General features: G+C 62.4%; 20 protein-coding genes. 4 read left to right on the forward strand and 16 right to left on the reverse strand.

What is annotated here, in order from left to right; all coding sequences use genetic code 11:
- Nucleotides 1-26: 26 nt before the first annotated feature.
- The 7 genes from NGM28_RS19240 to rplM all read right to left on the reverse strand — a co-directional run bounded on the left by NGM28_RS19240 (nucleotide 27) and on the right by rplM (nucleotide 4,898).
- Complete coding sequence (locus NGM28_RS19240) at nucleotides 27-461, reverse strand: ClpXP protease specificity-enhancing factor (RefSeq protein WP_240065891.1); 435 nt, start codon at nucleotides 459-461, stop codon at nucleotides 27-29.
- 14 nt (nucleotides 462-475) lie between these two features.
- Nucleotides 476-1,099, reverse strand: coding sequence for a glutathione S-transferase N-terminal domain-containing protein (locus tag NGM28_RS19245; protein ID WP_240065890.1), 624 nt, complete (start codon nucleotides 1,097-1,099; stop codon nucleotides 476-478).
- A 117-nt stretch (nucleotides 1,100-1,216) separates the two neighbouring features.
- Complete coding sequence (locus NGM28_RS19250; RefSeq protein WP_011535555.1) at nucleotides 1,217-1,996, reverse strand: cytochrome c1; 780 nt, start codon at nucleotides 1,994-1,996, stop codon at nucleotides 1,217-1,219.
- The gene (locus NGM28_RS19255) at nucleotides 1,996-3,207 is read right to left on the reverse strand and encodes a cytochrome b (protein ID WP_240065889.1); all 1,212 of its coding nucleotides are present in this window, start codon (nucleotides 3,205-3,207) and stop codon (nucleotides 1,996-1,998) included. The genes NGM28_RS19250 and NGM28_RS19255 overlap by 1 nt, the downstream gene beginning before the upstream one ends.
- Complete coding sequence (gene petA, locus NGM28_RS19260; protein WP_011535557.1) at nucleotides 3,207-3,800, reverse strand: ubiquinol-cytochrome c reductase iron-sulfur subunit; 594 nt, start codon at nucleotides 3,798-3,800, stop codon at nucleotides 3,207-3,209. Before petA ends, NGM28_RS19255 begins: the two co-directional genes overlap by 1 nt.
- A 262-nt stretch (nucleotides 3,801-4,062) precedes the next feature.
- On the reverse strand, nucleotides 4,063-4,455 hold the full coding sequence (rpsI, locus tag NGM28_RS19265; protein ID WP_003260797.1) for a 30S ribosomal protein S9: 393 nt from the start codon (nucleotides 4,453-4,455) through the stop codon (nucleotides 4,063-4,065).
- A gap of 14 nt (nucleotides 4,456-4,469) precedes the next feature.
- Nucleotides 4,470-4,898 (reverse strand): 50S ribosomal protein L13, encoded by a 429-nt coding sequence (gene rplM, locus NGM28_RS19270; protein ID WP_003260798.1) that lies wholly within the window; start codon nucleotides 4,896-4,898, stop codon nucleotides 4,470-4,472.
- 257 nt (nucleotides 4,899-5,155) lie between these two features.
- Here rplM and NGM28_RS19275 point away from each other — a divergent pair, with 257 nt between their 5' ends.
- Both NGM28_RS19275 and NGM28_RS19280 read left to right on the forward strand, forming a co-directional pair.
- Nucleotides 5,156-6,196: an NADP(H)-dependent aldo-keto reductase gene (locus NGM28_RS19275; RefSeq protein WP_252091131.1), complete on the forward strand. Its 1,041-nt coding sequence runs from the start codon at nucleotides 5,156-5,158 to the stop codon at nucleotides 6,194-6,196.
- Nucleotides 6,197-6,438: 242 nt separating this feature from the next.
- Nucleotides 6,439-7,359: a GlxA family transcriptional regulator gene (locus NGM28_RS19280; RefSeq protein WP_213661241.1), complete on the forward strand. Its 921-nt coding sequence runs from the start codon at nucleotides 6,439-6,441 to the stop codon at nucleotides 7,357-7,359.
- 131 nt (nucleotides 7,360-7,490) lie between these two features.
- On the opposite strand, the gene zapE is transcribed toward NGM28_RS19280, so the two are convergent.
- From zapE to NGM28_RS19295, 3 genes are all read right to left on the reverse strand, one after another.
- Entirely contained in the window at nucleotides 7,491-8,585 is a 1,095-nt protein-coding gene (gene zapE / locus NGM28_RS19285) for a cell division protein ZapE (protein ID WP_011535560.1), read from the reverse strand.
- Between the two features lie 222 nt (nucleotides 8,586-8,807).
- Nucleotides 8,808-10,157: a tryptophan--tRNA ligase gene (locus NGM28_RS19290; RefSeq protein WP_240065887.1), complete on the reverse strand. Its 1,350-nt coding sequence runs from the start codon at nucleotides 10,155-10,157 to the stop codon at nucleotides 8,808-8,810.
- Nucleotides 10,158-10,182: 25 nt separating this feature from the next.
- On the reverse strand, nucleotides 10,183-10,818 hold the full coding sequence (locus tag NGM28_RS19295; protein ID WP_252091132.1) for an alpha/beta hydrolase: 636 nt from the start codon (nucleotides 10,816-10,818) through the stop codon (nucleotides 10,183-10,185).
- Nucleotides 10,819-10,953: 135 nt separating this feature from the next.
- On the opposite strand from NGM28_RS19295, the gene NGM28_RS19300 reads away from it, so the two are divergent.
- Nucleotides 10,954-11,391: a Z-ring associated ZapG family protein gene (locus NGM28_RS19300; protein WP_011535563.1), complete on the forward strand. Its 438-nt coding sequence runs from the start codon at nucleotides 10,954-10,956 to the stop codon at nucleotides 11,389-11,391.
- A 294-nt stretch (nucleotides 11,392-11,685) separates the two neighbouring features.
- On the opposite strand, the gene mdeB is transcribed toward NGM28_RS19300, so the two are convergent.
- Nucleotides 11,686-14,376, reverse strand: a complete 2,691-nt coding sequence (gene mdeB, locus NGM28_RS19305; RefSeq protein ID WP_252091133.1) for an alpha-ketoglutarate dehydrogenase — start codon at nucleotides 14,374-14,376, stop codon at nucleotides 11,686-11,688.
- Between the two features lie 24 nt (nucleotides 14,377-14,400).
- A complete protein-coding gene (locus NGM28_RS19310; protein WP_252091134.1) occupies nucleotides 14,401-15,597 on the reverse strand; it encodes a methionine gamma-lyase in 1,197 nt (398 codons plus the stop codon).
- Between the two features lie 127 nt (nucleotides 15,598-15,724).
- On the opposite strand from NGM28_RS19310, the gene NGM28_RS19315 reads away from it, so the two are divergent.
- Complete coding sequence (locus NGM28_RS19315; protein ID WP_213658235.1) at nucleotides 15,725-16,204, forward strand: Lrp/AsnC family transcriptional regulator; 480 nt, start codon at nucleotides 15,725-15,727, stop codon at nucleotides 16,202-16,204.
- 192 nt (nucleotides 16,205-16,396) lie between these two features.
- Here the strand turns inward: NGM28_RS19315 and cysN are convergent, their stop codons facing one another.
- The 4 genes from cysN to NGM28_RS19335 form a co-directional block, all read right to left on the reverse strand.
- Complete coding sequence (gene cysN, locus NGM28_RS19320) at nucleotides 16,397-18,298, reverse strand: sulfate adenylyltransferase subunit CysN (RefSeq protein WP_240065883.1); 1,902 nt, start codon at nucleotides 18,296-18,298, stop codon at nucleotides 16,397-16,399.
- Between the two features lie 53 nt (nucleotides 18,299-18,351).
- Nucleotides 18,352-18,693, reverse strand: coding sequence for a four helix bundle protein (locus NGM28_RS19325; protein WP_252091135.1), 342 nt, complete (start codon nucleotides 18,691-18,693; stop codon nucleotides 18,352-18,354).
- A gap of 103 nt (nucleotides 18,694-18,796) precedes the next feature.
- On the reverse strand, nucleotides 18,797-19,714 hold the full coding sequence (cysD, locus tag NGM28_RS19330; RefSeq protein WP_011535568.1) for a sulfate adenylyltransferase subunit CysD: 918 nt from the start codon (nucleotides 19,712-19,714) through the stop codon (nucleotides 18,797-18,799).
- Nucleotides 19,715-19,937: 223 nt separating this feature from the next.
- Entirely contained in the window at nucleotides 19,938-20,696 is a 759-nt protein-coding gene (locus tag NGM28_RS19335; protein WP_011535569.1) for a Nif3-like dinuclear metal center hexameric protein, read from the reverse strand.
- Nucleotides 20,697-20,919 lie beyond the last annotated feature (223 nt).

The following is a 20,919-nucleotide window of genomic DNA, read 5'->3' on the forward strand; positions in this document are numbered from 1 at the left end:
GCGATCCATCCGGATCGCCTTTTTTGTTACTTGACCACCTTGAGGCTGGGTCGACCGCTCGGACGTGGCGGTTGGCCACCACCCTCCGGCGGACCATCGTCATTTGGTTCGACACCCTCATCAGCCGTCAAATCATCTTCATCATCGAGCGGCGGCTCGAGCTCGAAGACCATGCCCTGGCCATTCTCCCGGGCATAGATACCCAGGATGGCGCCGACCGGCACGTACAGCGTGTGAGCCACGCCACCGAAGCGCCCCTCGAAGCTCACCGCTTCATTGTCCATGTGCAGGCTGCGCACGGCGCTGGGGGAGATGTTCAGCACGATCTGGCCATCACTGGCGAAACCTTGGGGCACCTGGACGGCCGGATACTCGGCATTGACCAGCATGTGAGGGGTGCAATCGTTGTCGACGATCCACTCGTACAGCGCTCGAACCAGATAAGGGCGACTGGAGTTCATCAACGGCTCCTTTTTTAAACCTTGCGCATTTCACGTTCGGTAGCGGACAGGCTCGCCTGGAAAGGCTCCCTGGCGAACTGTCGCTCCATGTAATCCAGCAGCGGCTTGGCCTGCCGCGGCAATTCGATACCCATCACCGGCAAACGCCAGAGGATGGGCAGTAGACAGCAATCGACCAGGCTTTGCTCCTCGCTCATGAAGCAGGCCATCTCGCCAAACAGCGGCGCCACACCCGTAAGGCTCTCACGCAGCTCCTTGCGCGCCTGGGCGCGCACCGCGTCGCTGTTGCGCGCATCGAGCACCGTGTCGACCAATGCGCACCAGTCGCGCTGGATGCGATGCATCAGCAGGCGGCTGTTGCCACGGGCCACCGGATAGACCGGCATCAGCGCTGGGTGCGGGTAGCGCTCCTCGAGATACTCCATCACCACCGATGACTCGTACAACGCCAGGTCTCGATCGACCAGGGTCGGCAGGCTGCCGTAGGGGTTCACTTCAACCAGCTTGGGCGGTAGACGCTTGGGGTCGACATCGATGATCTGCACCGTGACGCCTTTCTCCGCGAGCACGAGGCGTACCCGATGAGAATAATGATCAGCGGGGTCGGAATAGCAGGCTAACCTGTTGGTTGCGCCCATGTAGCGCCTCCTCGCACGGGATGCTTGTAAAACTCTAAATGAAAACGCGCCCGGGGCACCCCGGCATATCTGCCAAGGCGCCCCGGGCGCGTTCAACTACCAGAAACTACTGCGTGATCAGTGCACGTCCTTCCAGTATTCGCGCTTGAGCAAGTAGGCGAACACGAAGAAGAAAGCCAGGTACAGCAGGACATAGGTGCCTATGCGCTGGCTTTCCAGTTTGACCGGGTTGGCCGAATAGGCCAGGAAGGTCACCAGGTTCTTGACCTTCTCGTCGAACTGCTCGGTGGTCAGGGTACCGGATTTCTCTTCTACGGTCAGCTGGTCGCACGCTTCATGGGTCAACGGGCTACCGGTCAGCGGGTCGAATTGCTTCTTGCCGTCGATCACGGTCTGCACCTGCTTGCAACCGATCACCTGGTTGCCTTGCAGCCCGACCAACACGTTGGGCATGCCTACATTAGGGAATACCTTGTTGTTCACCCGGTAGGGGCGCGCCGGATCTTCGTAGAAGCTGCGCAGGTAGGTGTACAGCCAGTCGTTGCCGCGCACCCGGGCGACCAGGGTGAGGTCGGGTGGCGCCGCGCCGAACCAGGTCTTGGCATCGTTCGGCTGCATGCCGATCTTCATGTGGTCGCCAATCTTGGCACCCGTGAACACCAGGTTCTCGAGCATCAGCTCGTGGGGTATCCCCAGATCGTCGGCTACCCGCTCGTAGCGCTGGAACTTGGCGCTGTGGCAACCCATGCAATAGTTGGCGAAGGTACGCGCGCCGTCCTGCAGGGCGGCCTTGTCGGTCAGGTCGACATCGACCTTGTCCAGCTCCAGGCTGTGTTCGGCAGCGAAGGACAGGCCAGGCATCAGTGCCAGCAAAAATACTGCAATCAACTTTTTCATCAGCCAGTCACCCTTTCCGGAACCGGTTTGGTCTTCTCAAGCCTTGTGTAGAACGGCATCAGCAGGAAGTAGGCGAAGTACAGCACCGTACACACCTGCGACAGCAAGGTCCGGCCCGGCGTTGGCGCCAGCACGCCCAGCACACCGAGGATGACGAAGGCCACGCAGAACACCAGCAGGAAGATCTTGCTCAGCCAGCCCTTGTAGCGCATGGAGCGCACGGGGCTGCGGTCGAGCCAGGGCAGCACGAACAGCACGGCAATGGCAGCGCCCATGGCGATCACGCCGAGCAGCTTGTCAGGGACCGCGCGCAGGATCGCGTAGAACGGCGTGAAGTACCAGACCGGTGCGATGTGCTCAGGCGTCTTGAAGGCGTTGGCCTGCTCGAAGTTCGGTTTTTCCAGGAAGTAGCCACCCATTTCCGGGAAGAAGAACACCACGGCGCAGAACACGAAGAGGAACACCACCACACCGACGATATCCTTGACGGTGTAGTACGGGTGGAACGGAATGCCGTCCAGCGGAATGCCGTTCTCGTCCTTTTTCTTCTTGATATCCACACCATCCGGGTTGTTCGAACCCACTTCGTGCAGCGCCAGGATGTGCAGCACCACCAGGCCGAGAATGACGATCGGCAGGGCCACCACATGCAGGGCGAAGAAGCGGTTCAGGGTGATACCGGAGATCAGGTAGTCACCACGGATCCACTGAGTTAGGTCGCCGCCGATCACCGGGATCGCACCGAACAGCGAGATGATCACCTGGGCACCCCAGTAGGACATCTGGCCCCACGGCAGCAGGTAGCCCATGAAGGCCTCGGCCATCAGCGCCAGGTAGATGAGCATGCCGAACAGCCAGACCAGCTCGCGAGGCTTCTGGTAGGAGCCGTAGAGCAGGCCGCGGAACATGTGCAGGTAGACCACGATGAAGAATGCCGAGGCGCCGGTGGAGTGCAGGTAGCGCAGGATCCAGCCGTACTCGACGTCGCGCATGATGTACTCGACCGAAGCAAAGGCCTCTTCCGCCGAGGGGGTGAAGCTCATGGTCAGCCACACGCCGGTGACGATCTGGTTGACCAGTACCAGCAGTGCCAGGGAGCCGAAGAAATACAGGAAATTGAAGTTCTTGGGCGCGTAATACTTGCTCAGATGGTCTTCCCACATTTTCGTCGCGGGGAAGCGCGCATCGATCCACTCCATGAACTTGCTCATCATGCTTTCTCCTGATCGATGCCGATGACGATGAGATCGTCCGACTCGTACGAGTGCGGTGGCACTGGCAGGTTCAGCGGCGCCGGCTGGGACTTGTAGACACGGCCTGCCAGGTCGTAGTGCGAACCGTGGCACGGGCAGAAGTAGCCACCGACCCATTTCGGGCCGAGGTCGGCCGGGGCGACTTCAGGACGGAACGTCGGCGAGCAACCCAGATGAGTGCAAAGGCCGACCAGGACGAGGATCTCGGGCTTGATCGAACGATTCTGCGGGTCGACGTAGGTGGGCTGCACCGACGCCTTGGATTCGGGGTCGGAGAGTTCACCAGCGATCTTTTTCAGATTACCGAGGATCTCCTCCGTTCGCCGCACGATGAATACAGGTTGCCCACGCCACTCAGCCACCATCTGCTGCCCGGGCTCGACCTTGGCAATATTGACCTTCACCGGTGCACCCGCGGCTTTCGCCTTGGCACTGGGAAACCATGACCCTACGAACGGTACCGCAGCCCCCACTGCCCCCGCTGCCCCGACCACGGATGTCGCGGCTACGAGGAAGCGGCGCCGGCCTGCGTTGACGCCGTCATTGCTCATTCAGTCCTCTCCCATCAGCTTGCTTGGCCTGCTCTAACAGGCATCTACTTAGGTATGTCTGTGGCACTAAAAATTGGCCGCAATGGTAAGGAACAAATCCACACACTGACAAGGTGATTACCCGCTAGTTGGGGTGCAACCCTCGCTTTGCTTGATCTGTGTCTATGCGGCAAACAACCACGGACTAGCTGACAGGTTAGTTCAAGACATAAAAAAAGCCCGGTTCCAAGGAACCGGGCTTTTTTCGACTGCCGAAGCGGTATTAACGCTTGGAGTACTGAGGACGCTTACGCGCTTTACGCAGACCCACTTTCTTACGCTCGACTTCACGGGCGTCGCGGGTGACGTAGCCAGCACGACGCAGGGCGCCACGCAGGGTTTCGTCGTATTCCATCAGGGCGCGGGTGATGCCGTGGCGGATTGCACCGGCCTGACCGCTGACACCACCACCAGAAACGGTGACGTAGATGTCGAATTTCTCAACGGTTTCGGTCAGTTCCAGCGGCTGGCGAACAACCATGCGAGCGGTTTCGCGGCCGAAGAACACGTCCAGAGAACGGTTGTTGATGGAGATGTTGCCAGTACCCGGACGCAGGAAAACGCGTGCGGTTGCGGTCTTGCGACGGCCAGTGCCGTAGTTTTGAGTCGCCGACATAATGAACTATCCCGTTAGATCTTCAGTTCTTGAGGCTGCTGAGCAGTGTGTGGGTGAGCAGCACCCGCGTACACTTTCAGCTTACGGTACATGTCGCGACCCAGCGGGTTCTTCGGCAGCATGCCTTTGACCGCGGTTTCGATAACACGCTCAGGGGCCTTGGCGATCAACTTCTCGAAGTTGATTTCCTTGATACCGCCCGGGAAGCCGGAGTGGGAGTAGTACATCTTGTCGGAAGACTTGGCACCAGTCACACGAACCTGCTCGGCGTTGATGACGACGATGTAGTCGCCGGTGTCAACGTGAGGGGTGTATTCTGGCTTGTGCTTGCCACGCAGGCGGCTAGCGATTTCGGTAGCCAGACGACCCAGGGTCTGACCAGCGGCGTCGACTACGAACCACTCGCGCTTTACTGTTTCCGGTTTAGCAGTAAAAGTTTTCATTCTCTAAAGCCTCAGAGGCCGCCCAGCGAAAAATAGACGGCGAATCTTACTGGATAGTGCACAACTTGCCAAGGGCAAGCGCGCAGCCGAACGCTGACGCTTTTGGGGGCTCGGGTCGGGCACGCCAATGTTCGACGGGGTTCATCCTGCGTGGTGGTGCATCACTTCCGCCACACGGAGAGGGGCAGAATTATCCAGATTGCGCAAAAAATTTCAACCTGCTTTTATGGCTATCTTTGCCCAGGAGCCGCTCCCCGATGGAATACCGCAAGCTCGGTCGTACCGACCTCAACGTCAGCGCCCTGTGCCTGGGCACCATGACCTGGGGCGAGCAGAACACCCAGGAGCAGGCCTTCGCCCAGATCGCACTGGCCAAGCAAGCCGGCATCAACTTCATCGACACCGCCGAGATGTACCCGGTGCCACCGCGCCCGGAAACCTATGCCGCCACCGAACGCATCATCGGCAACTGGTTCGCGAAATATGGCGACCGTGACGACTGGCTGCTGGCCAGCAAGGTCGCCGGCCCCGGCAACGGCATCAGCCACATCCGCGACGGCCAGCTCAAGCACAACCGCCAGCACATCGTCGCCGCGCTGGACGCGAGCCTGGAACGCCTGCAGACCGACCGCATCGACCTGTATCAGTTGCACTGGCCCGAGCGCAGTACCAACTTCTTCGGCAAGCTGGGCTACCAGCACCTGCCCCAGGACATCTTCACGCCACTGGAAGAAACCCTGGAAGTGCTCGACGAGCAGGTGCGCGCCGGCAAGATCCGCCATGTCGGCCTGTCCAACGAAACCCCGTGGGGCACGATGAAATTCCTGCACCTGGCCGAAAGCCGCGGCTGGCCGCGCGCGGTGTCGATACAAAACCCCTACAACCTGCTCAACCGCAGCTTCGAGGTGGGCCTGGCGGAAGTGGCGATCCGCGAGCAGTGCGGGTTGCTGGCTTACTCGCCGCTGGCCTTTGGCATGCTGTCGGGCAAGTACGAAAATGGCGCCCGCCCGGCCGATGGTCGCCTGACCCTGTTCAGCCGCTTCGCCCGCTACTCCAACCCACAGACGGTGGCGGCCTGCAGCCGTTATGTGCAACTGGCCCGTGAACATGGCCTGGACCCGGCGCAGATGGCCCTGGCGTTCGTGACGCGCCAGCCGTTCGTGACCAGCAACATCATCGGTGCGACGACGGAAGAGCAATTGCAGAGCAATATCGACAGCCTGGCGCTGAACCTGGGCGACGAATTGCTGGCGGCGATCGAGGCAATTCACCAGGAGCAGCCCAACCCGGCGCCTTGAACCAAATCGCGGCTGAAGCCGCGCCTACAGGGTTCAGCGCCCATCCTGCAGGAGCGGCTTCAGCCGCGAAGAAGGCACTGCCGTGCATCGGGGTAGACACAATCGCCAAAAAATAAGACGATCCAGCCGGTGATTGACCACTCTACCCTATAAGAACAATGACAATGATGTTTACCCAACCCTCCGCGTCGCTGCGGCGCGTCAGCATCCTGGCCATTGATAAAGTGTTCGCTTCGACACTGATGCAGGCCAAGGATTTCTTCCACCTCGCCAGCCTGCGCTACAGCAAGCAGCTGGGCCTGGGCCTGCAGCCGATGTTCGAAATCGGCCTGGTAAGCCCCGACGGCCTGCCCGTGGACAGCTTCAGCAATGTGCAGTTGCCGGTCGACAGCGGCCTGAACGACGCCGATGTGATCATCCTCCCGGCCTTCTGGGACGACTTCGACAACCTGCTGCAACGCTACCCCCAGGTACTGCCCTGGTTGCGCGCCCAGCACGCCCGTGGCGCGGTGCTGTGCGCCGAGGCCAGCGGGGTGTTCTGGCTGGCCGAATCAGGCCTGCTCGACGGCAAGGAGGCGACCACCTACTGGCGCTTCTTCAGCAACTTCGCCGAGCGCTACCCGAAGATCCGCCTGAACCAGGACAAGCACCTCACCGACGCCGACAACCTCTACTGCGCCGGCGGCACCACCTCAGCCTGCGACCTGTACATCTACCTGATCGAGCGCTTCTGCGGCGCCAACGTGGCCCGCGCCGTGGCCCGCGACATCCTCTACGAGGTACAGCGCAGCTACACGCCGGGGCGCATGGGCTTTGGTGGGCAGAAGCTGCACCAGGACCTCATCATCCTGCAGATCCAGCACTGGCTCGAAGAGCACTTCGCCGACAAGTTCCGTTTCGAGGACGTGGCCCGCAACCACGGCATGAGCATCCGCAACTTCATGCGCCGTTTCCAGGGCGCCACCGGCGACAAGCCCCTGCACTATCTGCAGCGCCTGCGTATCGAGACGGCCAAGGGCCTGCTGTCGAGCACGCGCAAGAGCATCAAGACCATCAGCTATGAAGTGGGCTATGACGACGCGAGTTTCTTCGCCCGGTTGTTCCGCCAGCATACCGAGCTGTCGCCGAACCAGTATCGGCAGCAGTTCATGCAGGAAGCCTGAGATGCGTCACCGCACAAACCAGTAGGAGCCAGCCTTGCTGGCGAACCAGGCGCCGCGGTGCATGGCACCGGCTGCGCCGGTGTTCGCCGGCAAAGCCGGCTCCTACGACGATCGCGTCAACGTTCGAATGTTTACGGCTTGTGCGCCCGCGACAGGAACTCGTGGGACTGCATCTCCAGCAGGCGGCTGAGCGTGCGCTGGAACTCGAAGCTCAGGCGCCCACCGGTGTACAGGTCCTTCAGTTCCACTTCCGCCGAGATGATCAGCTTCACGTTACGGTCGTAGAACTCGTCGACCATGTTGATGAAGCGACGGGCGATGTCGTCGGTGGTCACGCCCATCTGCTCGACGTTGCTCAGCAGCACGGCGTGGAAGATCTTGCCCAGTTCGATGTAGTCGTTCTGGCTGCGCGGGCCGTCGCACAGGGCGCGGAAGTCGAACCAGGCCACGTCGTCGCAGGTGCGCAGGGCGTGGATTTCACGGTTTTCGATCATCAGCACGTCGTTCTCGACGGCCTGGGTGCACTCGGGAGTCAGCGCCTTGAAGCTGGCGCGCAGGCTTTCGTGAGCGGCGGCGTCGAGCGGGAAGTGGAACAGTTCGGCCTGTTCCAGGTGGCGCAGGCGGTAGTCGACACCGCTGTCGACGTTCACCACGTCGGTGTACTGCTTGATCATGGCAATGGCCGGCAGGAAGCGCGCACGTTGCAAGCCGTCCTTGTACAGGCCGTCCGGCACGATGTTGGAGGTGGCCACCAGCGACACGCCGTTCTTGAACAGCTCTTCCATCAGGGTACCGAGGATCATCGCATCGGTGATGTCGGACACGAAGAACTCGTCGAAGCAGATCACCTTGGCTTCTTCGCTGAAACGCTTGGCGATGATGGTCAGCGGGTTCTTCTCGCCCTTGAGGGTCTTCATCTCTTCGTGCACACGCTTCATGAAGCGGTGGAAGTGCGTGCGCATCTTCTGCTTGAACGGCAGCGCTTCATAGAAGGTGTCGACCAGGTAGGTCTTGCCTCGCCCTACCCCACCCCAGAAGTACAGGCCCTTGACCGGTGTCTGCTCCTTCTTGCCGAACAGCTTGCCGAACACGCCCGGCTTGTTGTTCTGCGCGTGCACCAGGTCGTCGTACAGGCGCTGCAGGTGACGCACCGCAGTTTCCTGCGCCGCGTCATGGAAGAAGTCGGGACGTTTCAGATCTGCTTGATAGCGTTCTAGGGGAGTCATGATTTCGTTAGCGAGGCAACAAAAAACGGGCCGTCACTGTAGCGACCGGCCCGCTTAATGGCAATGCGACTTGCGTCAATATGCCTCAATGAAGACAGCGAGGCGCCGTGTGGCACTGGCTTCGCCAGTGATCGCGGGTAAACCCGCTCCTACAGAGGCACCACCCATGTAGGAGCCGGCTTTGCCGGCGAACACCGGCAAAGCCGGTGCCATGCACCACCCTCAATCCTGCTGTGGTGCCAGGGCCTCACGCAGGGTGGCAATAGCCCCATCACGGGCTTCGGCATTGTCGAACTGCGGCCCCTCGGCAACCTGCTCGCCTTCCAGCCAAAGGCTGAAGCCCAGGCCTTCGACGCGTACATCGGCCTCGCCCCCCTGTTGCAGTTGCTTGCTCACGGCACCGGCGCTCTTGCCATCGGCGAAGCTGCGCGACAGCAGCAGTTGCTCGCCGTCGGCGGCCAGCAGGCGGAAGCGGAAGCTGCCGTCCTCGTCGCGGAAGCTGACGAAGCGGGCACTCTTGGCGGCCTTCTTCTTCACTTCGGTGGTGGCTTGCACGGTGGTACGGAACGAACGCAGGCCAACCGCCTCACGCAGCTGCTCGAGGAACGGCGTGGCGGTCTTGCGGGCCTTGGCGGCGCCGGCCAGGAGGATGTCCTCCAGATCCGACGGGCGCGAAATCAGCTGGTGGTAGTGCTCGCGCTTCTCGGCCAACTGGCCGTCGAGCAGTTGGAACAGGCGCTGCTTGGCCTCGCCCCAACCCAGGCCCTGCAGCAGCTCTTCACGGAACTCGGCGCACTGCGCGGTAGTCGAGAAAGCCTGGAACAGGGTGAACAGGTGTGCGTTGTCCGGGTCCTTCGCCTCGCCCGGCGCCTTGGAGTCGGTGACGATGCGCGAGATGGCATCCTTCATGTCCTTGGCGCTGGTGAACAGCGGGATGGTGTTGTCGTAGCTCTTGGACATCTTGCGCCCGTCCAGCCCCGGCAGGGTGGCCACGCTTTCTTCGATCACCGCTTCCGGCAGGGCGAAGAAGTCCTTGCCCTGGCCGAACAGGTGGTTGAAGCGCTGGCCGATGTCGCGGGCCATTTCCACGTGCTGGATCTGGTCACGGCCGACCGGCACCTTGTTGGCGTTGAACATCAGGATGTCGGCGGCCATCAGCACCGGGTAGCTGAACAGGCCCATGGTCACGCCGGCGTCCGGGTCTTCACCGGCCTCGACGTTCTTGTCCACCGAGGCCTTGTAGGCGTGGGCGCGGTTGAGCAGGCCCTTGGCGGCGACACAGGTCAGCAACCAGGTCAGCTCGGGAATCTCGGGGATGTCCGACTGGCGGTAGAAGGTGACCTTGTCCGGGTCCAGGCCGCCGGCCAGCCAGGTGGCGGCGATCTCCAGGCGCGAGCGCTGGATGCGCAGCGGGTCGTCGCACTTGATCAGGGCGTGGTAGTCGGCGAGGAAGTAGAACGAGTCGGCACCAGGCTGCTGGCTGGCGAGAATGGCCGGGCGGATGGCGCCGGCATAGTTGCCCAGGTGCGGGGTGCCGGTGGTGGTGATACCGGTGAGGATGCGCGTGGTCATGGGTGTTCGCTTATTCAGGCTTGGCTCAGTTCGAAAGGCGCGGCAGCAGCAGATCCTTCAGATCGGTCAGCTTGCCATGGAAGAAGTGTCCGCATTCTGCCACTTTCAGCAGCTCATGGGGGCGCGACAGGGCGTAGGACCAGTCGTACACCAGCTGCGGATCGACGACTTCGTCGGTATCCGGTTGCACGATGGTCAGGGGAACACGCTCGGGCAGCGGGAACTGCTCCGTCAGGCGCATCACCGCCGGGGCGATCATGAACAGGTGCTGCAGCGCAACGCCCTCAGCCTCCAGGCGACCGGCCAGGCTGGTGGCGACGAAGCCTCCGAAGGAGAAGCCCATCAGCACCAGCGGCAGTTCGGGATGCTGTTCACGCAGCCAGGCGGCAACCGCCTCGGCGTCAGCTACCTCGCCCGCGCCCATGTCGTGGCTGCCGGCGCTCTGGCCGACACCGCGGTAATTGAAACGCAAGGTCACATAACCCGCATCGCGGGCCGTGCGCTGCAGGGTCGAGACCACCTTGTTGAGCATGGTGCCGCCCTGGACCGGGTTGGGGTGGCAGATCAGCACAGCGCCACGGGCATCGGCCACGTCCAGGTACAAGGCTTCCAGCGGGCCGCAGGGGCCATCGATGAACAAGGGTGTTTCGCGGATAAGCAAGGCACTACTCCGTGACCTCGAGGAGGGTCGACTCGTCTAGCTGAGGAATTCTGTTCTGATTTGCGATCGCTCGCGGTATACAGCGCAGGTCTGAGCCGTTAACGTAAAGCAAAGCCGTTTATAGAGGAAGGACTCGTGGAACACTCGCTCCTTGTTTGGTTGCTGCCGACCCTGGCCCTGGCTGTCGGCGTCGTCGTCGGTTTCGCGCTGGCCCGCCTGCTGCCCAATGCGGCACCGAGCAACACCCAACGCCAGCTGGACGATATCCAGCAGCGCTTCGACAATTACCAGAACGAGGTGGTCACCCACTTCAACAGCACCGCATCGCTGGTACAGCGACTCACGCAGAGCTACCAGGATGTGCAGGATCACCTGGCTGACGGTGCCAACCGCCTGGCACTCGACGAACTGACCCGCCAGCGCCTGCTGGCTGCGCTGCATTCGGAAGCGGCGCAAGCGCCGCGTGATCGCCTGACGCCGCCGAAGGATACCGCCGAAGTGCCGCGTGACTATGCACCGAAGGCACCGAACTCGCCGGGCATGCTCGATGAGAGCTACGGCCTCAAGCGCTGATTCGACGACATGAACAAGGCCTCGCAAGAGGCCTTTTTTGTGTCTCGCGGTTTGGACTGTAGGAGCCAGCCTTGCTGGCGAAGCATGCAACGCGATACTGACAGGCAAGGCTGCGCCTTGCGTTCGCCGGCAAGCCGGCTCCTACAGGTATTGCATGATCCGCGATATCAGGATGCCGTATCTACATACCGCCTGTAGGAGCCAGCCTTGCTGGCGAAGCATGCAACGCGGTGCTGACAGGCAAGGCTGCGCCTTGCGTTCGCCGGCAAGCCGGCTCCTACAGGTATCGCGTCATCATCGATACCAGGGTGGCGCGTCATCTCTGATCGAATAGCGCGTCCTGGCCTGGGCCACCACCTGCTCGGGCAACTGCCCCTGACGAACCAGGCTGTACAACGCTGCCATCACCACTGCATAACGGTCCACTTCGAAGAAACGCCGCAACTGCTGCCGCGTATCGCTGCGCCCGAAGCCATCGGTGCCCAGGGAGATATAGGGGGCCTCGACATACTCGGCAATCAATTGCGGCCAGGCACGCACATAGTCGCTGGCGGCGATCACCGGGGCATCCCCTGCCAGGCAGCGCCGCAAATGACTGTCCTCTTCTCCACCAGCCATCGCATGCCTGCGCGCATCCCGTGCCTCACGGGCCAGTTCGCTGAAGCTGGTGACACTGAACACTTCACTGTCGACCTGCCATTCGGTCGCCAGCAACTCGCTGGCAGCGATCACTTCACGCAGGATCGCGCCCGACCCCAGCAAGCAAACCTGCCCACGGGGTTTGAGGGCCTGCTGTACGACATAACGGTACATACCTAGCAGCACATCGCCATGCATCGCCTCCGGCAGCGAGGGTTGTGGATAGTTTTCATTCATCACCGCCACGTAATGGAACTCGTCACGTTGCTCCACCAGCATCCGCCGCGCCGCATGGTCGAGGATCACCGCCAGCTCTCCGGCGAAACACGGATCCCAGGCCCGGCAATTGGGCACCATGGCGGCCATGACCAGGCTGGAGCCGTCCTGGTGCTGCAACCCTTCCCCGCCGAGCGTGGTACGCCCGGCAGTGGCGCCTAGCAACAGGCCGCGGGCGCGCTGGTCGGCGGCGGCCCAGATCAGGTCGCCGACCCGCTGGAAACCGAACATCGAGTAATAGATGTACACCGGTAGCATCGGCTCGCCGTGTACTGCGTAGGACGTCGCCGCCGCGACCCAGGACGAGATCGCCCCCGCCTCGGTGATGCCCTCCTCCAGCAACTGGCCGTCGCGCGCCTCCTTGTAGGCCAGCAACGAGCCGGCATCCTCGGGCTCGTAACATTGGCCTGCCGGCGAGTAGATACCGATCTGGCGGAACAGGCTGGCCATGCCGAACGTACGTGCTTCGTCGGCGACGATCGGCACCACTCGCGGCCCCAGCCCCGGCGCCTTTAGCCAGTGGCCCAGCAAGCGCACGGCAGCCATGGTGGTGGACATTTCCTTGCCATCTGCATGCAGGGCAAAGCCGGCGAACGCCTCAAGGTCCGGCACCGGCAAGCTGGCGCAATTGCTGTGCCTGACCGGTAACGGCCCGCCCAGCGCGGCACGGCGCTGGCGCAGATAGACCATTTCCGCGCTGTCCTCGGCAGGGCGATAGAACTGCAACTGTTCGACCGCCTCGTCGGACAAAGGCAGGTGGAAACGATCACGGAATGCCCGCAGCGCCTGCACATCCAGCTTCTTGGCCTGGTGCGCGGTCATCCGCGACTCGCCCGCGCTGCTCATGCCGTAGCCTTTCTTGGTCTTGGCCAGGATCACCGTCGGGCGGCCCTTGCAGGCCTTGGCCGCAGCATAGGCCGCATGCAGCTTGCGAAAATCGTGACCGCCGCGCTTGAGGGCGTTGATCTCCTCGGTGCTCATGTGCGCGACCAGCCGCTGTAGCGCAGGGTCCTGATTGAAGAAGTGTTCCAGGTTGTAGCTGCCATCCTTGGCGCCGAGGGTCTGGAACTGCCCGTCGGGTGTCGCCGCCAGCTGGCGCAACAGCGCGTGTTCGTGGTCGCGGGCGAACAGCGCATCCCACTCCGAGCCCCACAGCACCTTGATCACGTTCCAGCCGGCGCCGCTGAACAGCGCTTCGAGCTCCTGGATGATCTGGCCGTTGCCGCGTACCGGGCCATCCAGGCGTTGCAAGTTGCAGTTGACGATGAAGGTGAGGTTGTCCAGGCCTTCGCGAGCCGCCAGGGTGAGCCCTGCGGTCGACTCCGGCTCATCCATTTCGCCATCGCCGAACACGCCCCACACATGTCGATCCGACGTGTCGAGCAGACCTCGATGCTGCAGGTAGCGCATGAAGCGTGCCTGGTAGATCGCATTGAGCGGGCCGATCCCCATGGAACCGGTTGGGAACTGCCAGAACTCAGGCATCAACCAAGGGTGCGGGTAGGAGCACAGGCCATTGCCTGCGACTTCCTGGCGGTAGTTGCCCAGTTGCTGCTCAGTGAGCCGCCCTTCGAGGAAGGCGCGGGCGTAAATGCCCGGCGCCGAATGCGGCTGGAAGAACACCAGGTCGCCCGTGCGCCGCTCGCCGCCGCTTTCGCCGCGAAAGAAGTGCTGGAAGCCCACCTCGAAGATTTCCGCCGCAGAAGCGTAGCTGGCAATATGCCCGCCCAGATCGCCATAGGCATGGTTGGCCCGGACCACCATGGCCAAGGCATTCCAGCGCAGGATGCCGGTGATGCGCTCGTCCAGCTCAAGATCACCGGGGTAGGCGCCCTGCTGCTCCACCGGCAAGGTGTTGCGGTAGGCGGAAAATGCCTGGGCCTCACGCTCCAGCCCCAGTTCCAGGGCATGGGCCTGCAGTCGCTGCAATAAATAGCGCGCCCGCGCCGGGCCGCAATGGGCCAGGGTGGACTCCAAGGCTTGGCACCACTCGGCGGTTTCCACCGGGTCGCTGTCCAGGTTCACATCATGAGCGGTCAACGGCTCGTTCGGGTTCATCATCGCAACCATTGCGCAGGCCTCGTCCTTGGCGGTTCAGACACAAGCCTTCAGGGCCTGGTCGATATCGGCCAGCAGGTCGTCGACGTCTTCGAGGCCCACCGACAACCGCACCAACCCTTCCGAAATGCCATGGTGCGCCCGCTCCTGCGGCGTATAGCTGGAGTGGGTCATGCTCGCCGGATGCTGGGCCAGTGACTCGGCGTCGCCCAGGCTCACCGCCCGGCTGAACAGTTGCAGGGCATTCATGAAGCGCCGCCCCGCCTCGATGCCACCCTTGAGCTCGAAGGCGATCATCCCGCCCGGCAAGCGCATCTGCCGCTGGGCCAGGGCGTACTGGGCGAAGGATGGCAGCCCCGGATAGTTGATCAGTTCCACCTGCGGTTGCCGCGCCAGGTGCTCGGCCACCTGCTGCGCATTGGCGCAATGGCGGTCCATGCGCAGGGCCAGGGTCTTGATGCCACGCATCAGCAGCGACGCGTCGTGGGGCGAGAGCACCGCGCCCGTCATGTCCTTGAGACCTTCCAGGCGAATCCGGTCGATCAAGGCCTTGCGCCCGACCACCAGCCCGGCAGTGATGTCGCCATGCCCGGAGAGGTACTTGGTGGCCGAGTGCACGACCAGGTCGGCACCCAGCTCCAGCGGCCTTTGCAGGTAAGGCGTGCAGTAAGTATTGTCGACCACGATGCTCAGGTCATGGCCACGCGTCGCGTCGGCCACGGCGGCGATGTCCACCAGTTGCATGTTGGGGTTGGCCGGGGTCTCGAAATAGATCATCCGGGTTTTCGGGGTGATCGCGGCTTTCAGCGCCTGCAGGTCGTTGAGGTCGACATGGCGGATCTTCACCCCGAACTCGCCGATGCCATGGTGCAGGTAGGCGAAAGTGCAGCCATACAGGGTGCGGCCGACGATCAGTTCGTCGCCTGGGCGTAGCAGGGTCCATAGCGTGGAGGTGATGGCGCCCATGCCCGAGGCCAGGGCCAGCCCGGCCTCGCCCCCTTCGAGCGAAGCCATGCGCTGCTCGAGCAAGGCCAGCGTGGGGTTGGAGATGCGGCTGTAAAAGTGCCCGCCTTCTTCACCGGCAAAGCAGGCGGCACCGTACTCGACGGTGGGGAATGCATAGGTGGCGGTCTGGTAGACGGGGGGCACCAGGGCGCCGCCATGGGACAGCGGGTCATAGCCATGGTGGATGGCCCGCGTGGAAAAACCGGTGTTGTTATTGGAGTCGCGCATGGCAACAGCCTCTTGTGGTTTGTTATAAGCTTATGCCACTGGGCTGGCGCAATTTTTCCAAAGTAGCCCACTGTTACCTGTGGTTTTTGAAAGAAAAACAATAAAAATCGAACCAGGAGGGCAAACCATGCCTTCGACCCTAGACCGTACCGACCGCGCCCTGCTGGCCGCCCTGCAGGACAACGCCCGCCTCACCGTTTCCGAACTCGCCGACCAGGTCGCCCTGACCACCTCGCCCTGCTGGCGACGGGTCAAGCTGCTGGAGGACAACGGTTACATCACCGGTTACCAGGCCATCCTCTCGCCCAAGTCGCTGGGCTTTGGAGTGACCGCTTTCGTCAGCATCATGATGGACTCGCACACCAAGGAGATGGCCCTGGCGTTCGAGCGCCGGTTGATGGAGATCCCTGAGATCGTCGCTTGCCACAATGTGTCCGGGCGCTATGACTTCCTGCTGGAAATCCTGGCGCGGGACCTGGAGTCGTTTGGGGAGTTCACCCGGGAGGTGCTGCAGCGGTTGCCTGGGGTGAAGGAGATCTACTCGAGTTTTTCGTACAAGGCGGTGAAGGAGCGGCGGGTGATTCCGGTGTCCGAGAAACATATCTAGCATTTTTGGGGCGCTCTGCGCCCCTTTCGCGGCACAAGGCCGCTCCTACAGGAACAGCACGATCCCTGTAGGAGCGGCCTTGTGCCGCGAAAGGGCTGCAAAGCAGCCCCGGATCTCGCAAACAACACATGTCCTGGCCAAGGCCAAATAAAAAACCCCGCCGAGGCGGGGTTTTTCACATCAGGCTATCGGTCAGATCGCACCGCGCTGGCGCAGCACATCCAGCACCAACTTCACGCCCTCATCAACACTCAGCGACTGGGTGTCGATCACCAGGTCGGCATCCAGCGGCACATCGAACGGGAAGCTTTCGCCCGGGATGTTGTCGCCACCGGCTGCATACAAGCCCTGTGGATCGCGCTCGCGGCAGGCCAGCGGCGATGCCTGGACGTACACGGTGATCAGACGGTCCTTGCCGATCAGCGCCTTGGCCTGTTCGCGGCCTTCAGCATCCGGGGCGACGAAGGCGGCCAGGGTGAGCAGGCCGGCCTCGTTGAACTGACGCGCCACATGGGCGGCGCGGCGCCAGTTCTCGGTGCGCCCGGCACGGTCCTGCGGCAGGCCCTTGTTCAGGTCGTGGCGCAGGTTCTGGCCATCGAGCACATAGACCGCGCGGCCCATGTCGAACAGCTTGCGCTCCACGGCATAGGCCAGGGTGCTCTTGCCGGCGCCGGACAGGCCGCTGAACAGCACCGTGGCCGGCTGCTGGCCGAAGCGCAAGGCGCGCTCCTCGGTGGCGACGTGGGCCAACTTGCCATGCTGGCCGGTGCTGCCGTGCGGCAGTACCGGCGGCGCGATGATCATGCCGGCACCCACGGTGCCGTTGGTCAGGCGGTCGATGACGATGAACGCGCCAGTGGTGCGGTTGCTGTCGTAACCGTCCAGGGCAATGGCGCTGTCCAGCGCGACCTTGACCCGGCCGATCTCGTTGAGCTGCAGCGCGCTGGCGGCGCCCTGCTCCAGGGTGTTCACATCCACCTTGTGGGTGATGCTGGCGATCGAGCCCGGCACGTAGCTGGTGGCGCGCTTGATGTCGTACTTCTTGCCCGGGAGCATCGGCTCCTCGGCCATCCACACCAGCATGGCGTCGAACTGGTCGGTCACCGCCGGGACGTTGTCGGCGTGCACAAGCAGGTCGCCACGGGAGATGTCGATCTCGTCTTCCATGGTCAGCGTGATCGCCTGGCCAGGGCCGGCGCTCTCCAGCTCACCTTCGTAGGTGACGATGGATTTGACCCGGCTGCTCTTGCCCGACGGCAGCACGACGATCTCGTCACCCTTGTGCACCACGCCACCGGCGATGGTGCCGGCGAAGCCGCGGAAGTTCAGGTTCGGACGGTTGACGTACTGTACTGGGAAACGCAGGTCAGTGACGTTGCGGTCGGCGGCGATCTCGACGGTTTCGAGGATTTCCATCAGCGCTGGGCCCGTGTACCACGGCGAACGCTCGCTGCGGTTGACCACGTTGTCGCCCTTGAGCGCCGACATGGGCACGAAGTGCAGGCTCGATGGCTTGAGGTTGATGCCCTCGGCGAACTTCAGGTAGTCGGCCTTGATCGACTCGAAGACCTGCTCGTCGAAGCCCTTGAGGTCCATCTTGTTGACAGCAACAACGATGTGCTTGATGCCCAGCAGCGAGGCAATGTAGCTGTGCCGACGGGTTTGCGTCTGCACACCATAGCGGGCGTCGACCAGGATGATCGCCAGGTCGCAGGTCGAGGCGCCGGTGGCCATGTTGCGGGTGTACTGCTCGTGGCCCGGGGTGTCGGCGATGATGAACTTGCGCTTGGCGGTGGAGAAATAGCGGTAGGCGACATCGATGGTGATGCCCTGCTCGCGCTCGGCCTGCAGGCCGTCGACCAGCAGCGCCAGGTCGACCTCTTCGCCGGTGGTACCGGACTTCTTCGAATCGCGGGTGATGGCCTCGAGGTGGTCCTCGTAGATCATCTTCGAGTCGTGCAGCAGGCGCCCGATCAAGGTGCTCTTGCCGTCGTCCACGTTGCCGCAGGTGAGGAAACGCAGCAGCTCCTTACGCTCGTGCTGGGCCAGGTACGCGAGGATGTCCTCGCTGATCAGTTCGGATTGGTGACTCATTGCATTCAAGCTCCAAGCTGTAAGCTTCAAGCGGCAAGCTTGTCGGCGTACAACTAGTTAGAAATTTTGTTGATCAAACCTGTAAGCATTCTGGAGAGCTCACGGGTTTCAGTAATCCAGTCGTTAGCTAATTCAGTAGGCAAATAACCGATTTCACCGGCGATGATCAGTTGAGTCCGCAACTCTGCGCAGGATGCTTTCGCCACGCTCAGGAACCATGCCTTCTCTCGCACCCCTCTGCGCTCCATCCCCTCAGCTATGTTGGAAGGAACCGAAACCGCCGCACGGGTAATTTGAGACCTGAATCCAAAATCCCGGCAGTCAGCAAATGCTTGATACATCTCAACGGCCAAATTTTTGCTTCTCTGCCAAACCAGCAACTTCTCAAAATCCACTGCAGGTGCTCCCTGTGCGCCCGCAGTGCAGGCGGCAGTCCACAAAAATCAGAAGCTACTCGCTCCGCTTCTGTCTTGCAGCTTGCCGCTTGTAACTTGAAGCTTAGAAATAGCCTTGGCGTTTTTTGTCTTCCATCGAGCCTGCGCCATCGTGGTCGATGACGCGGCCCTGGCGCTCGGACGTACGGGTCAGGAGCATTTCCTGGATGATGTCCGTCAGGGTCTCGGCTTCGGATTCGACCGCACCCGTCAACGGGTAGCAGCCAAGGGTGCGGAAGCGCACTTTCTTCTTGACGATGCGCGCCTTCTCCTCGTCGCTGAGGTGCTCGAGGATGCGCTCGTCGTCGATCATGATCAGGGTGCCGTTCTTCTCGATCACTTCACGCTCGGCGGCGAAGTACAGCGGCACGATCGGGATGCCTTCGAGGTAGATGTACTGCCAGATATCCAGCTCGGTCCAGTTCGACAGCGGGAACACGCGGATCGACTCGCCCTTGTTGACCTTGCCGTTATAGATGTTCCACAGCTCCGGGCGCTGGTTCTTCGGGTCCCAGCGGTGCTTGCTGTCACGGAACGAGTAGACGCGCTCTTTCGCCCGCGACTTCTCTTCGTCGCGGCGCGCGCCCCCGAAGGCGGCGTCGAAGCCATGCTTGTCCAGCGCCTGCTTGAGGCCCTGGGTCTTCATGATGTCGGTGTGCTTGGAGCTGCCATGGGTGAACGGGTTGATGCCCTGCGCCACCCCTTCGGGGTTGACGTGGGTGATCAGTTCCAGGCCCATCTCTTCGACCATCTTGTCGCGGAAGCGGTACATCTCCTGGAACTTCCACTGGGTATCGACGTGCATCACCGGGAACGGCAGCTTGCCCGGGAAGAACGCCTTGCGCGCCAGGTGCAGCATGACCGCGGAATCCTTGCCGATCGAGTACAGCATCACCGGGTTGTCGAACTCGGCGGCCACCTCGCGGATGATGTGGATGCTCTCCGCCTCCAGCTGTTTCAAGTGCGTCAGATTGTCGACCATGGCTACTCACGAAAAACGATCTTATGGACGGCCTGCGGGCCGTGTTCGAGTGAGCCACTTTATCACAGCGCCTGATTCTATTTAGGAGGCTGCCTAGATCGAAAAGGTCTAATGATATGACTGGGGGTTTGGGGCTTTGCGGCCGGTTCGCCGGCAAGCCGGCTCCTACGGGTTCGGCGCAAATCCCGTAGGAGCCGGCTTGCCGGCGAACCGCTCGATACCGTCAAATCGGGTTCGGGCAATCGATGAACAGGTGCTCGACCGCGAACCGCCGCGCCAGGTAATCGCCCAGCGCCTGCACGCCATAGCGCTCGGTGGCGTGGTGCCCGGCGGCGATGAAGCTGATGCCGTTCTCGCGGGCGCTGTGGAAGGTCTGCTCGGACGCCTCGCCACTGATGAACAGGTCTACACCCGCGGCAATCGCGGTGTCGATGTAGCCCTGCCCGCCCCCGGTGCACCAACCCACCCGACGAATCATCCGCTCGCCCTCGACCACCAGCGGCTCACGCCCGAGGGCCTCCTGCACGCGACGGGCGAAATCCCGCGCCGACAGCGGTTCGGCCAGCGAGCCGACCAGGCCCACGACCTTGGGGTTGTTCGGGTCCAGCGGCCCCTCGACGGTGATGTCCAGCTGGCGTGCCAGCTGCACGTTGTTGCCCACCTCCGGGTGCACGTCCAGCGGCAGGTGGTAGGCCAGCAGGCTGATGTCGTGCTTGAGCAGGGTCTTCAGGCGGCGCTGCTTGATACCGGTGATGCACGGGTTCTCGCCTTTCCAGAAGTAACCGTGGTGCACCAGCACCAGGTCGGCGTCGGCCTCCACTGCGGCGTCCAGCAACGCCTGGCTGGCGGTGACACCACTGACGATGCGGCTGACCTGTGGCCGGCCCTCGACTTGCAGGCCATTGGGGCAGTAGTCCTGGATCTTCGCGCTGGCCAGGTAGCGCTCGGCTTCCTCGACCAGGGTATTGAGGGCGACGGCCATGAAAAATCTCCTCGGATTCGGCGTTGCGGCTGGGCGCGAGGCCCTATAATGGCCGCCATTATGGGCCGTCGCCGGCTTCGGGGAAACCGGCGGCAGTTGCCTGGGGCAAGCCTGCCGCGAAGCAGACACCGCGATTCAAGCCGTCGCCGATCGACATTTTCACGTGTATGATCGCGCGCGCTCGCCCCCGGGCCTACTGACCTGGCCCCCGCCCTACTCCCAG

Source organism: Pseudomonas sp. MWU13-3659, assembly GCF_023757525.1.
Taxonomy (GTDB): Bacteria; Pseudomonadota; Gammaproteobacteria; order Pseudomonadales; family Pseudomonadaceae; genus Aquipseudomonas; species Aquipseudomonas entomophila_E.